This is a genomic window from Vibrio sp. Isolate25 (genome assembly GCF_022398025.1).
In the GTDB taxonomy this organism is placed as follows: domain Bacteria; phylum Pseudomonadota; class Gammaproteobacteria; order Enterobacterales; family Vibrionaceae; genus Vibrio; species Vibrio coralliilyticus_A.
Genome location: NZ_JAKEUT010000006.1, coordinates 44235 through 57869, shown reverse-complemented (window position 1 = coordinate 57869; position 13635 = coordinate 44235). Strand labels below are relative to the sequence as shown.

The 13635-nt window shown below is 39.7% G+C and carries 12 protein-coding genes; 5 read left to right on the top strand and 7 right to left on the bottom strand.

Features of this window, described 5'->3' with window-relative positions; all coding sequences use genetic code 11:
* Position 1: 1 nt before the first annotated feature.
* From L1D15_RS13705 to L1D15_RS13695, 3 genes are read left to right on the top strand one after another with little or no spacing between them, the layout of a single operon-like run.
* Positions 2 to 2428, top strand: a complete 2427-nt coding sequence (locus L1D15_RS13705; protein WP_239876133.1) for an ATP-binding protein — start codon at positions 2 to 4, stop codon at positions 2426 to 2428.
* A complete protein-coding gene (locus L1D15_RS13700; protein ID WP_239876132.1) occupies positions 2425 to 3108 on the top strand; it encodes a hypothetical protein in 684 nt (227 codons plus the stop codon). The genes L1D15_RS13705 and L1D15_RS13700 overlap by 4 nt, the downstream gene beginning before the upstream one ends.
* The gene (locus tag L1D15_RS13695; protein WP_239876131.1) at positions 3105 to 3752 is read left to right on the top strand and encodes a hypothetical protein; all 648 of its coding nucleotides are present in this window, start codon (positions 3105 to 3107) and stop codon (positions 3750 to 3752) included. The genes L1D15_RS13700 and L1D15_RS13695 overlap by 4 nt, the downstream gene beginning before the upstream one ends.
* A gap of 36 nt (positions 3753 to 3788) precedes the next feature.
* Here the strand turns inward: L1D15_RS13695 and mobF are convergent, their stop codons facing one another.
* From mobF to L1D15_RS22060, 5 genes are all read right to left on the bottom strand, one after another.
* Positions 3789 to 6377, bottom strand: a complete 2589-nt coding sequence (gene mobF / locus L1D15_RS13690) for a MobF family relaxase (RefSeq protein WP_239876130.1) — start codon at positions 6375 to 6377, stop codon at positions 3789 to 3791.
* Entirely contained in the window at positions 6364 to 8100 is a 1737-nt protein-coding gene (locus L1D15_RS13685) for a type IV secretion system DNA-binding domain-containing protein (RefSeq protein WP_239876129.1), read from the bottom strand. The genes mobF and L1D15_RS13685 overlap by 14 nt, the downstream gene beginning before the upstream one ends.
* The gene (locus L1D15_RS13680; RefSeq protein WP_193846792.1) at positions 8100 to 8402 is read right to left on the bottom strand and encodes a hypothetical protein; all 303 of its coding nucleotides are present in this window, start codon (positions 8400 to 8402) and stop codon (positions 8100 to 8102) included. Before L1D15_RS13680 ends, L1D15_RS13685 begins: the two co-directional genes overlap by 1 nt.
* 176 nt (positions 8403 to 8578) lie before the next feature.
* On the bottom strand, positions 8579 to 8872 hold the full coding sequence (locus tag L1D15_RS13675; protein WP_239876128.1) for a hypothetical protein: 294 nt from the start codon (positions 8870 to 8872) through the stop codon (positions 8579 to 8581).
* 9 nt (positions 8873 to 8881) lie between these two features.
* Positions 8882 to 9073, bottom strand: a complete 192-nt coding sequence (locus L1D15_RS22060; protein ID WP_216601023.1) for an AlpA family phage regulatory protein — start codon at positions 9071 to 9073, stop codon at positions 8882 to 8884.
* 564 nt (positions 9074 to 9637) lie between these two features.
* Between L1D15_RS22060 and L1D15_RS13665 the strand changes: the two genes are divergently transcribed.
* Entirely contained in the window at positions 9638 to 10378 is a 741-nt protein-coding gene (locus L1D15_RS13665) for a sigma-70 family RNA polymerase sigma factor (protein ID WP_239876127.1), read from the top strand.
* Between the two features lie 32 nt (positions 10379 to 10410).
* On the opposite strand, the gene L1D15_RS13660 is transcribed toward L1D15_RS13665, so the two are convergent.
* Together L1D15_RS13660 and L1D15_RS13655 are read right to left on the bottom strand one after the other, a co-directional pair.
* Complete coding sequence (locus tag L1D15_RS13660; RefSeq protein WP_239876126.1) at positions 10411 to 11670, bottom strand: site-specific integrase; 1260 nt, start codon at positions 11668 to 11670, stop codon at positions 10411 to 10413.
* A 179-nt stretch (positions 11671 to 11849) separates the two neighbouring features.
* On the bottom strand, positions 11850 to 12716 hold the full coding sequence (locus L1D15_RS13655) for a YicC/YloC family endoribonuclease (RefSeq protein WP_239876125.1): 867 nt from the start codon (positions 12714 to 12716) through the stop codon (positions 11850 to 11852).
* 170 nt (positions 12717 to 12886) lie between these two features.
* Here L1D15_RS13655 and rph point away from each other — a divergent pair, with 170 nt between their 5' ends.
* Positions 12887 to 13603 carry a ribonuclease PH gene (rph, locus tag L1D15_RS13650; RefSeq protein ID WP_239837900.1) on the top strand — a complete coding sequence of 239 codons (717 nt, stop codon included), beginning with the start codon at positions 12887 to 12889 and terminating at the stop codon, positions 13601 to 13603.
* The last annotated feature ends 32 nt before the right edge of the window (positions 13604 to 13635 follow it).

Below are 13635 nucleotides of genomic sequence, written 5' to 3'. Positions count from 1 at the left end.
TATGCTTATTCGAGATGATATTGATATTAAACGAGATACTGAAGAAAAAGATGAAAACAGTCTAAATGTTAACTTTGTTGCAAATGCTGGTGTAAAGGATATTGTTGGTAGAGGGTTAATATATAACGATAATGTTGCAATTATTGAGCTGATAAAAAATTCAAAAGATGCCACCTCATCAAAAGTAATACTTGAGCTAAGAGATATCATAAAACCTAGAGATATGCTCGATGAAATAACGCCTGAACCAACCATAGTCATAAAAGACTACGGAATTGGTATGTCTAAAAAAGGCATAAAGGAAAAGTGGCTTAACATAGCTTACTCTGAAAAAAAGGAAAATAAAAATAAGCAGTATGCTGGTAATAAAGGGGTAGGTAGGTTTAGTTGTGATAGGCTTGGTAAAGTATTAGAGTTATTTACAAAATCTAAAGATGATGACTATTTAAAACTAACTATTGATTGGACAGAATTTGAGAATAAAGGACAGCATGATGAGATTTCTAGTGTTCCTTTGAGAATTGATGTTTTACGTGAAGAAGATTTTTTAAATGAAATAGATGAGGTTTCATTTGAACAGGGCACTGTTTTAGTAATTAAAGATCTAAGAAGTTCTTGGAATGAACAAAAACTAAAGAAATTGCTTTCTGAAATAGAGAAATTTTCACCAGTACTTGATGATTCATTTTCGGTTTATCTTAAAACTAATGTGGATTTTAAAGATAGTTATCTAAAAAGTAAGTCCAATAAGAATATTAATAATAACATTCTGGATAAGTTATCGTTTAGAACTACATATATTAAATCAAAGATCGGAAATGATGGAAAAGAGATAAAAACAACTTTATATTTTCAAGGTGAAGTTATTTATGAATATACAGCTATAAATCCATATACTGAATTGAAAGGTATATCTATAGAAATACATTATTTAGATTCACTTTCTAAATCTTACTTTACGAAGAGCTTTGGTGTAAAACCAAATAGTTATGGTTCTATATTTTTATTCTATAACTCGTTTAGGATATCGCCATATGGGAATGAGAAAAACGATTGGCTCGGACTAGATCAGAGAAAATCTCAAGGTACAACAAGAAACCTCGGTACTCGAGAAGTTATCGGTAAAATTGACATTCTTGATCAAGACGAAGCTTTTTCAGTAATTACAAGTCGAGAAGGTCTTGCTCATAACCAAGCTTATTATGAGTTGGTAGCATATGATTCAGATGAGAAAGTTACATTAAAGAATGGAAAAGAAGAGTATGGCTATGTTACTACGATAATAAGACAACTAGAAAACTTCGTAGTAAAAGGAACGGATTGGAACCGACTGATAGATAAGTTAGGGGAGCAAAAATCTGTATCCGCTGACGACATAATAAGAGATCCAGATAGATTTACAGTCAAAAAGTTATCCTCCGATTCTGTAAAAAAAGCTACAGATAACATTAAGAACTCTCATTTTGAAATTATAGATGTCAACATAAAGGAAGATGTTATATCTCGAGTTCAGAGTATTAATGACGAAAAGCATAAAGGTTTTTTAAATGACTTTATCGAGAATACAAAAGATAAAACTCTTGAAGAACTTTCGCCTAAAGAAAAAGGTGTTGTAAAGAAAATACTTGAAGCCAGTCAAAATAGAGTAGTAGAAGCCAACAAGAGAGTCGAAAAAGCTGAAGTTACTGTCAAAAAAGCCGAGAAAGACCTTAAAATAGAGAAGAAGAAACAGGCTTATCTATTAGCAACAAGAAGAACTTTAAGTAAAGATGCTGATGGTCTAATTCATACAATTAAGATAAATAATATAGAGATAAAAGAAGGTATAGACTCTATTATTGATGGTTTAGAGTATGATGAGATTAGTAAGGAAGATCTGATAAAAAGACTTGGAGATATTAACTTATATGCGGTTAAAAGCCTCAAAATGGCTGAGATTGCAACTAGATCTGGATTTGATAAAGAGATAGATATAAGAAATGTAGATATAGTTCAATATGTAAAGGAGTATTTGAATATATATTCTAGTTCATTTGGTAGTCATGGACTTACTGTTGAATTGATTGGTGGTGAAATAGAGTTTGTCAGAAGTGTCAGTGTTTTAAGTTTGTCAATTATTTTAGATAATCTGTTATCTAATTCATCAAAGTGGTCGGCTAGCAATGTGTTGGTGAACTTTTCTGTTGATGATGGGGCTTTAACTTTAACAGTTTCCGATGATGGAACCGGACTTTCAGAATTATTTCAGTCTAACCCAGATGAAATGTTTAGTTTGGGTGCTCGAGATGAGCCACCAGAAGGTGTATCTGGATCTGGAATCGGTCTGCATTACTCTCGAGAGTTATTAGAAGAAATGAATGCATCAATAGAGTTTGCAGGCAATGGTACTTATTTATCTGGTGCGTGTTTTAAGGTGTTTTTTAGATGAATATAAAAAAAGTACTCTTTCTTGACGATGGAAATATAAATCAAACAATCACAAGAATTAGGGATAAGGTTAAAAGGCTTGGTTTTGATATTTGTGCGGATGTTATTAACCCTCAAGACCAAAAGTATAAGAGTAATTTTGATGGTGTCATTGAAATTGACTTCAGTAAGATCAAAAAAGATGTTACAGATAACTATAAAGAAAATAGGTATGAAATTGTTGCATGTGATTTCAGTTTTGCAAGTGAAAAATTAAATGGATATGAGTTGATTCGATGGGTGATTAATGAGTCAAAATCAAGTAATTTTGCATTTAAGAAAGCGAAGTTTGTTTGTTATTCTAGTGAAGAAAACAAATTTAAAGAACATATTCTTAGGAATGATGAGCTGACTAAATTAATTAAATTAAATATTCATGCCTTTTACAAAAGGGATAATCTCGTTAATGATATGTCAGCACTACTAAAGAAAATAAACTCAGAGTTTTCAATGAGTGAGCATCTAGCAACTATGCTAGAAGATGAGCCTCAACGAGTTTTCAATAATGTGTATCCACCATTGAAGGGCAAGTCATTTAATGAGATTGCTTCGGAAATTCAAAAAGATAGTCATCATGGACAAAGGTTTCAAAAGCATCTTTCTGAATTAGTTTACGCCCATATAATAGACCTAAATCAATGAATTATTTAATCTTTCCAGATGACCCTTCGACTAGTTTTATGAACGTAGCTCTTGAAGGAGTTATGTCTGCTGGTTTAGGTGATAAGCTTGAGCTGATAACTTGTTCAGCAAGTAATGCCGCATATGAAGAAGCTTTTGCCAAAATATCTAAGATACCAACTGGAAGTAGAGTCATTTTTATAGGCCATAGTACTCCGACCGTTATATATGGTGGTGAAGATAACGCATTCACTCGAAAACCGCTAATACAACTTGATAGCATCTCTACTTTTAAAGATAAAGAGTTAGTTCTGATATCTTGTTTTTCTAGCAAGTTAATTGAAAGTTCTCGAAGACATCGAAATTACGCTAAATGTATCGGTTTTGGGCTTCTCCCATCAGAGCTAAGTGAGGTTGATAGTCATGCTGGTATGAGAAAAATAGAGCTAGAGCAAGACGACATTGACAACTTTAAAGTTATGCTTGCTGGAGTAATTTCTGATGCGCTTTGTCAAATGCTTGAGAAGGACTTGGATATCTTTGCACTATTTCGATATCTTAAGATCTTATTAAATAAGTCTGCTAATGACATGATCATTAAAGATAAAAATGAAAAGTTAGGAGAGTTGTTGTTCTATGTTTGCACAGAAGCTGTAGTCGAATAGTTATCGCTACAACTACAAACTTCTTCTAGTTAGTCGTTATTGTTGATGGATTGGTTCGATACAGCAATCTAAGGTTTCGGTTAATACTTTATCTAATTGATTCATATAGTAAGTCCCCTTTTTTATATGTTCTAAGGCTAAAGATGAGTAATTGTCTTGCCTCATTAGCTTGGACAACGTGATTTTTCTCAGTTCGGCACAGAGTACTGGATAGCTTGTATCGGATGTCAGGTGCTCACTTAATTCTGCTTCATTTATGTAGATGTGAGACTCATCTTTATGACGGCTAAGAGCGACATAAGTTTCTCGTTGCCCCATTCGACCAGAATACAAAGTGAATGTGTTGCCATCTATAGTTGTACCCTGAGAGCTGAAAACGGTTAAAGCGTAAGCATGACAGAGGTTTAAACCTATATGATCACTATATTCTGAAGCTCTGAATGACACGATACGTTTATCATCAAGTTCAATTGAGAGCTTTGTATCACTATCACTTAATTGCGAGATTTCCTTAATGGTGCCTAAAGTTCCGTTTGAAACTTGAAAGCGTCGATACTCATTACGGCAAAACTTAACCCTATCACCCTTGGAATATTCATACTTAAACTGCTTGTCAGCAACGCTGCAAGTTAGTTCGATGTTTTCAGTTCCCACTTTGCCTTCACGAATGTAGATCTCGCGAATTGCTTTACTTAGCTTTTTAACGTCTTTCCATTCGCGAGCTATCACCAAGGATTGCTTTTCAGGGTGAGTCATTTGATATTGTTTCCAATCGCTTATCAACTGTTGAGTAGCGTCTTCGTTAGTCTCCGCCCAATGTACGCAATTATGCACACTGAGCGCTTCTAGAGCTTGTTGTGAGCGTTTATCTCGAAGATTTACGACTACTTGTTTTGCCCAATCTTGGCGCTGGCGGCGGATTGTCTCAATCCTTTGGGTACCGAGAACTTCCGGTCGAGAAAGAAAGCGTAGGGCACCACCGCGATTGATGGCATCAAGCTGTTTGTCCTCTCCTGTGAGAATGACTTTGCAATTAGATACTTTTGCTTCGTGTAGCAGTTGCTGTAGGTCGATGCTTGGGATGAGTCCCGCTTCATCAACTACAAGTATATCAACGCCGCTAAGTGGATGTTTATCACCGTTGATCGATGAAACCAGTGAAGCAATGGTTTGCGATTGAATGCCTGTTTCATGCGTTAGGTTGTCAGCCGCCTTTTTGGCAATGCACGCCCCCCTGATTTTCATACTTCTCTTTTCATAGCAAATTTTTGCAGCAAGCATCAATGTTGTTTTGCCTGCCCCCGCACTACCTTGAGTGATAGAGATATCACCAGTGCATAAAGTATATTGAATTGCTTCTTTTTGTTCTTCATCGAAACAGAATCCAAGTTGATTCTCGGCTAGACGGATAGCAGCACTTACCTCTGTCATAGTAATTTTGTGTAAATCTCTCTTCGCTAATGTTTTAGCATCATCAACCATTAGCCGCTCACACGTTAGAACATCCAGAGTAGTGAACTGACGCGAAAATGCGTTTTTAGGCTGCAATGCTATTAGATCTTCACTCCGTTTTGCTAAGCGTGTTAGATTTTCTGCTTGTGCGGCATTGTGGCCGTTGTGGGATGCTACAACAGCAATAACTCTGTAAAGATCTTGCTCAGTGAAAACAGCTTTATTATTACTGATTGCTGACAAGATGGAATCGAGTTCTAGCGCAGAGGACGGTAACTCCTTTTCGCCGTTGGTTAAACGTTCAATGTAAGACTCTGATAGTCCATATTTTCCAAGTTCACCTTTCCAGCTATCCAAAAGCTGACCTCGCACGACATTTCTTTTCGCCTTTCTCGTGCGAGTTTTGAACGATGCGCCTTGCTTACTAGAACTACTTTGTATACCTGCTTTTTTAAGCTCATAGTTAATCTCCTGGGCACGGCTAGAAAAGGCATCACATGCTTTCTTTGACACGCCTTCGAGGTGAAAGGAGTCTCCATCAGGTTCAATGCCAAACCCAAGCTCTCGCATTTGGTAAGCGAGCTCAGCCCTATAAATTGCACCACACGCCATCTTCCAACGGTAAAGGCTTTCTGAGGCTATTGAACCCCAAGTATCATCCAAGCGAGGAGCGGCATTCAGAACTAGCAGATGAGTATGTAGCTGAGGTTCTTCGTTTCTGTTTGTGCAGTGATTAAAACAGGCAAAGATGAGGCCAGCAGTGGGTTCATATCGCGAAGGCATGTTTCCTCTGCGTGTCAAAGCAACTTGTTGTTCCATAAATCGAATTGTTTTTTGTACAGCTACATCTATGGCTTTCTCTATGTTTTGTCTTAGCTTGTGTGACGAACTAGCCCACGCAAGGCTGACACTTTTGGGGGCACTAAGTGTACAGTCCCATGCAGCCCGACGATTATCTTTCCCAGCGTTTTGAACCAAAGCTTCACCAGAGGGAGAAAACCCAGTCATTAGCATGTTGTAGTCGTTATCCCCAATCGTTTTATTCTGTAATCCAAATATCTTAGAACCAAGGCCATACCAGATGCCTTTAGGCTCGCCGTGGCCAGAGTAATAGTCTTCTTTTGCTAAATCGGCGTAATAGGCGATGTTGTTAACGGGACTAATTGACATCATGGCTTGAATTCCTTTTGTTCAGTCTATTTGTCTGGTGAGTTGTCAGAGGTTTCGAGTTGCTACTAGTTAACCACTTTGCTGGGATTTTTTTGGGAGCACTTTTTGTGTCTTTAAACAGTGGCCACCTAAGCTTGTAAACTGATCTCCACCCAGGTATTTGCATGTAACCTTCAACACCTTTCTGCGTCGGCTGATTCAAATGAATAAGATCTGATTTTCTAACAAGTGGCCGCTCAACCCTTGTTCCGATGCGCCTGCGGTGTTCGTAGTTAGGAATTTCTGCTTCGTATTGGCCGAATATGTTTGCTGTTTCTTCAGCATCTTGCCCCGCAGCTCCCATTCGAAAGGCGATAACATTAGACAGCAGGTTCAAAATAGTACTTGTTTCATCTTTTCCGTAAATGTCATGGAGCTGTGAAATAGATTGTGTACAAAGAACAGTTCGTGCTCCGTTAGCTCGCGCAAGCTCTAACCATTTTGAAATACTCGGATTTCGAGGAAGGTTGGCAAACTCGTCAATGAATAACCATGTTCTTCTTTTCGATGAGTAGCTTCCACTTAGGTAGTATTTGGTCATAAATGAAACAATGGCATTACATAAAGGTTCTCCAAGGCTTTGGTACTGACTATCTGCTTGAATGATGACGATATGCTTCGTGGTATCTGTCTTTACCCACTGACTAAGACTAAATTCTACTTTTACGTCTTTAGGCCACGCTTTTGCTAGATCTTCAATCCAGCTGAGTTTGCTCATTATGTGAACATAGAAACTTTGAGTCGTTTTCGAATGCGGCTCAAGTAAGCTGTTCGCCAAAGGGTAATGCTCTACAAATATGGAACGTGCTACTTCTGGGGTGAAGGTAAGTTGCTTGTACAGATCACTCCACCCCCATGTGTGACTTTGTTTATTGATTAATTTCATCAACATACTAACGAGGATGATTCTTGCTCCCTGATCCCATAATGGTTCTACGTTCGCAGAGTTGGGAATAAGACATTGTGCGAATAGCTCTGCATCTTGCTTGCTTTTGATATCGTGAGAGATATTCCACTTTGACCCCCGCTTATCCCATGGAGCTATCAAGACGCTTGTTTCCTTGCAATAAAAGCTTTCGGTATATTCACCTTTTTCATCGTAGATAACTGCATTGTCGCCGCGTTCAATTGCTTGCTTAACTAGAGGTTTGAATACGGTTGATTTGCCAGACCCAGTCGTTCCAAGTATGAGGAAGTTGTTTTGCTCTCTTGCTAGCGTGATTTTAATTTTTGGGTGAACATTGACGCCAGGAGACGTAATGCTGCTTAGCCTGAGATCTTTCTTATGCATGGTTCGAGCATGTTTGATGGCTTTTTTCCCCAAGTAAAACTTGGGGCCACTCACATGAGTCAACTGTTTTGTGGCTTCTCGACTTTTGATGCAAAACAGTACAAACAGTAGCGACACTGAAAACGATAATACGAATGGAGTTAACACGTACTGAATGATGACCTCTGTGTTTTCTAACTGAAAAATGCTTTGCCATAAATCAAGTGATGCTATGGGTGCTGCGTAGCTGTTTAAGCTAGATAGCCAATCCAATGACAAAGAAACTAACGTCACAAAACTTTGATTGGTTGATACAGCCCAGTAGGTACTTATCGAAATACAAGCAACAGGAATCGAAAGAATTATGCTCGAGACGAAGGCAATTAGAGCGGTATTTGTGCGAGTTACTGAGTGCATTACTTTCCCTTTGGAGCAAGGTTTGAAAGGTACTTCTTTTTAGCCTGTAAGCGTTGGTTTTCATCTAACCCGGCTATTGCAGAAACCATTTCGAAAATTCGTTTTTCTAATCGCAGCTCTAGTAAGTCGATTTTCTCGTTTGTGTCTTGTTGGTTAAGTTTGTCGTCGACAATTGATCGAATGAAAGCGGAGTTATTCATATTTTTATCTTCCGCTGCTTGGGAAACTCGGTTATATTGATGTCTCGTAACACGTAAAGTTATTGTCTTTTCTGTGTTCGGTTTTTTCTTCGAATGCGTCATTTCTCTTCCTTATGGTGTATTCAATGTAAACACTCTGAATTTGTTAGGTTTTTTTGCGGAAAACCTAGACAATGTATTCAGAGTGTCACACATGCCAAGTCTTTGTTTATATTGGCATTAACTCTAATTGGGTTGTATTGCAAAAGCAGAGCTAGCGGCGTTCAGGTCTGAGTCCTTTATAGGTCAGGGTAAAGTGGCTTCTTGATTGCTTTTATCAACGCTTGTCTGCATTGCTTGGGGGTTGGGTCTTCTATTCCACTTTGCATTAAGTACTGTACAGCTTCATTTTCAACATCCTCCCAATCCCTTTTGATTTTTCTCTGAGATTGTAATTTTTTTCTTTCTTCTTGCATTGGACTCGTATAACTGAGCGGCATTAATAAAACTCTACAGTTATCCAATTCTTTTTGTGTTGGTCTTGTTTTCTTTTTTGAAAACAAGTTTTTGAGTGCTTTTATCGATATGTTCATAAAACTTCCTTATTGGTTGTTTAACCAGTTCTGAATGTCGCTTGTTCGCCATCCAACAATTCTTGGGCCTAAAGCTATTGGAGCGGGAATCACGCCAGACTTCCTATAGCGCCACAATGTGGAAAGGCTTATACCTAAGGCTTCGGAAAGCTCATTTGCTCTGATGAAAAGGCGTGTTTTGTTTTGAGTATTAATGTCCAATATTCATAGTCCTCTAATTTGTGTAGGGTCTTAGCCTTCTCCAGTTGAGAGGGATTAACTAATCCGCCCTCACTTACCTATACCGACGGTGTCCTCAAAAAGTGGGATATGGTTAAGAATTATTTATCCCGCTTGCTAGTGAAGATTTGGGCTGTTTAACCCCTCCTCACTTACCTATACCGATGGTGTCCTCAAAAAATGGGATATGGTTAAGAATTATTTATCCCGTTTGCTGGCGAAAATTTGGGCTGTTTAACCTCTCCCCACTTATCTATACCGACGGCATCTTTAAAAAGTGGGATGGGTTTAAAAATCTTTACCTTTATTACTTCTAATGATTCAGAAGCCTTAATCCCTCCAATGTATCTATACCGATGGGGTCGTCAAAAAATGGGACAGGGTTGAAAATTTCTTTAGCTGATGATTTATCGTGAGCTTTGAAGTGTTGTTCACCTATTCATTTGTGATGAAGTTGGTGAATTTAGAGGACAAAGTCTGGTGCAATGGTTAGCTAAATGATATTTGTATCACCAATGTAGATTTTTAATTTTATGTGGTGTAACTATGAATGCTGTCTCTCATTCAGCAACAGATAAAGAACTATTCGAGCTTAGCGTAGGTGGGAATTCTGAAGCGTTTAGCATATTGGGGAAACGCTATGACCCAAAGCTGAAAGCTATTTTTAATAGAAGCTTCAAATCAATTGAAAATAGGTTGTCTTATTCAGTTGATGCTTTGTTTGAAGACTTTAAGTCGATGGTCCTAGCTGACTTACTTATTAAGCCAATAGCAAACCTGAGTTTTGATGAGAATGGTTCGATTGGCGGTTTGATTGATACAATCGCAAGAGATAGGGCGCATAGTATGTATACACGTACTGAAAACCACCGCTCAAAAGACAGCACTGCCACTAGAAAGAAAAAAGCTCTAAGTGAGAAGCAGTCGAATGTTGAACATTGTACTCAATCTGAACAATCCACAGTGACTGAAAGAAAAAGCTTGAAAGGTAGCTTTGATTTCGGCTTTTCGGAGTTCGACGAGAACGAAATTGATGGCTTGAGCACTGAAAACCCAGAGATAGAGTTTCTTGTAGAGGATCTTAGAACAAAGATATTTGATGCTTTTACTATGGAACAAAAGAAAATTATGGAGCTTCGTTCTCAAGGCTATACTCAAAAAGAAATAGCTCAAACTACGGGTTTAACACATGACCAAGTAAGGACGCAGCTTAAGAAGATAGACTCAATATTGGCTGAAGTTAAAAGAGATAACCCTTATAACTTGTGTTTATCTGAGCCTAAATAGATGCTCTATCGTAGTGCGGGCTAATATTTGAATTATGGCTGGAAGATTGAGCCATAATCGCTGACTTTAAGAAATGGAATGATTTTCTCTGCAATCATTTCTAAAGCACCTCTACGTTCTTCTAGATAATCATATCGGTCATAGATGCCTTCAATCCCTTTGATTTTGTGGTTAAGGCATCTTTCGGCGACATGGCTAGGGACACCATTTTCAGCTAGAAGGCTGCGGCAAGTTCTCCTCAAGTCGTGAACAACAAAGTGTTCGATACCATGCTCTCCCATAATATTTGGAAGAGGCTGTTTCTTGGAGTCGACTTTTTTTCCAAACAACTTAGCTAAGGCATGATTTAGCGTGTCATCACTGATGTATTGCCGCCTTTTACTGGCTCGGCGAGAGGGGAATATGTAGTCTGAACCATTGGCTCTCACATGCAGCTCTTTGAACAAAGGTAGTGTTATTTTAGGTATTGGTATAACGATTTTTACCCCAGTTTTTGTTCGTTCTGCTGGCAGTTCCCAATGCATGTTTTCAAAGTCAAACTCATCCCATTGAGCGGCAATTAATTCCCCCTTACGAATACCAAAGATGATAAGCAGAGCTATAGCTAGATAATTCTCGCGAGTCATGATGTCTGAGTGTTTGCCAAAAACTAGAAAAATAGTTTCAATCTCACGAAGAGACAAGGCTCTATCTCGGGGCTTTTCAGTTCCTCCTGCATCTTTCTCCGTAAACGGGGCTGCTGGGTTATTTCGTGCCAGATCCAGTTTCAAGGCGTGATTAAATAGTTGTTTACAATAGTTCAAAGCGTCATTTGCTATTGAAGGTCGACCACTTTGATTAATCAGTCGGATGATGTTCAGAATGTCCCTAGAACTTACTTTATCGATGGCTAATTCACCAATATAAGGAGATATATCTTTCCGATATACACGAGCAGGGATCTGGGGATTTTTTAAATGGCGTTCACACTCTTTAAGCCAGTCTTTTGCTACATCATCAACAGTACGAAACTGGGGTAATTGGTTTCGTTTTTTTTCAGCAATAGGGTCAATACCCTTTCTAATACCAGCTCTTAGTTGTAAGGCTTGTAGTTTTGCATCGCTAAGAGGTAGCCCTTCAGGCACTCTTCCATATCTGCCAAGTGTTAGCTCTCTTCTCTTTCCATTAATGGTATAGCGAAGAACCCAGAAAGCGCTACCTTGTTCGGTGATTCGAAAGTAAAGACCAGTATCTACTTTATACTTCCCAACATTTCCTTCTCTCAGCTTGGCTTTTAATTGTGCATCATTCATAGGCGTAAAAAATGGTGACAGATAACAAGTAACGTATCATTACTTTGTTCACCTGTCACCATTTTTGCCACCATTTAGATGATGTCTTGTCACCGTTTTTGAAATCTTATGAAATTAAATGTCTAGTAAAATTCCTTTGTAAACAGTGGTTTTGACTTCTTTTGGTGTCTTGTGAAATGTTATTCAATATTCTGGATCTGTTCACGCATTTGCTCGATGAGCACTTTCAGCTCAACACCGGACGCAGTGATGTCCGTACTAATAGACTTAGAGGCTAAGGTATTGGACTCACGGTTGAATTCTTGCATCATAAAGTCAAGACGACGACCTACTGCGCCGCCTTTCTTCATGATGTTAGTGGTTTCTTTAACGTGAGAGTCTAGGCGGTCAAGCTCTTCGGCTACGTCTGATTTTTGCGCCAGCAGGATAAGCTCTTGCTCTACTCGTGATGGGTCAAGTTCTACCTTTGCATCTTCAAACTTCGAAAACAGGCGCTCACGTTGCCATTCTAGAATTTCCGGCATACGCGCGCGTACTTTCACGACTTCTTCAGAAATAGCCGTTAAGCGCTGCTCAATAAGCGCCTTCATGTTGTCGCCTTCACGACCACGGGCTTCGATAAAGTCGCTCAATGCGGCATCGAAAGCCGCAAGCAGGTCTTTATTGACGGCGTCCATATCTTGCTCTGGTGTTTCCATCACCCCAGGCCAGTTCATGATCTGGAAAGGATTTAAACGGCTCTCATCGCCAGATAAAGCCATCACTTGGTTAGCGGCACTGATCACTTGCTTCGCCAGATCTTCGTTGATGGTCAACTCACCTTTTGCTGCAGGGTTGGCTTCAAATCGAAGTGCACACTCGACTTTACCGCGTGCAAGGCGCTTACGAAAACGCTCGCGCAATACAGGTTCCAAGCCGCGGAACTGCTCGGGCAGACGGAAGTAGGTCTCAAGGTAACGCTGGTTTACCGAGCGAATCTCCCATACTGCTGTACCCCAATCACCTTTCGCCTCTTTACGCGCATAGGCTGTCATACTGTAGATCATCGAATTTTCCTGTTTATTATCTGTGAAAATAACGCGAGCCAATAGTAGCACATGCACTGGTGCTTAGCTGAAGGAATCCACATAGCTTTGTCTACTAAACTTCGCTATAATCCTGCTCCAACCAAATTCGTCTCCCCCTATCAGCAGATAGATAACTAAGGTAGATGCCCATGCGTCCAAACGATCGCAAGGCGGATCAAGTTCGCCCAATCAAAATTACTCGTAACTACACTGCTTATGCAGAAGGCTCTGTGCTGGTTGAATTCGGCAATACTAAAGTGCTGTGTAATGCGACCGTTGAAGAAAACGTCCCTCGCTGGCTAAAAGGTCAAGGTAAAGGCTGGGTGACCGCTGAATACGGCATGCTACCTCGTTCAACGCATTCACGTATGCGCCGTGAAGCCGCAAGCGGTAAACAAGGCGGCCGTACGATGGAAATCCAACGCCTGATTGCTCGCAGTCTTCGTGCTGTCGTAGACCTAGAAGCGATGGGTGAAATCATGGTGACGGTTGACTGTGACGTGATTCAGGCTGATGGCGGTACACGTACTGCGTCTATCTCTGGCGCGAGTGTCGCAATGGCGGATGCTTTCCAACACCTAGTTGAGAAAGGCAAATTAAAAGCTAATCCGATGAAGGGCCATGTGGCTGCTGTATCTGTGGGCATCTTAGGTGAAGACATTCTGTGTGACCTTGAGTACACCGAAGACTCCGCAGCCGATACTGATATGAATGTGGTGATGACGGAAGATGGTCGTATGATCGAAGTTCAAGGCACAGCAGAAGGCGAACCCTTTACTCATGCTGAGCTGATGACGCTGCTGGAGTCGGCGACCAAAGGCATTAGCGAAATTGTAGCGGCGCAGAAAGCGGCGTTAGAAAATTGATTGTTATTAAATAGCTTCCATTTGGAAGCTAT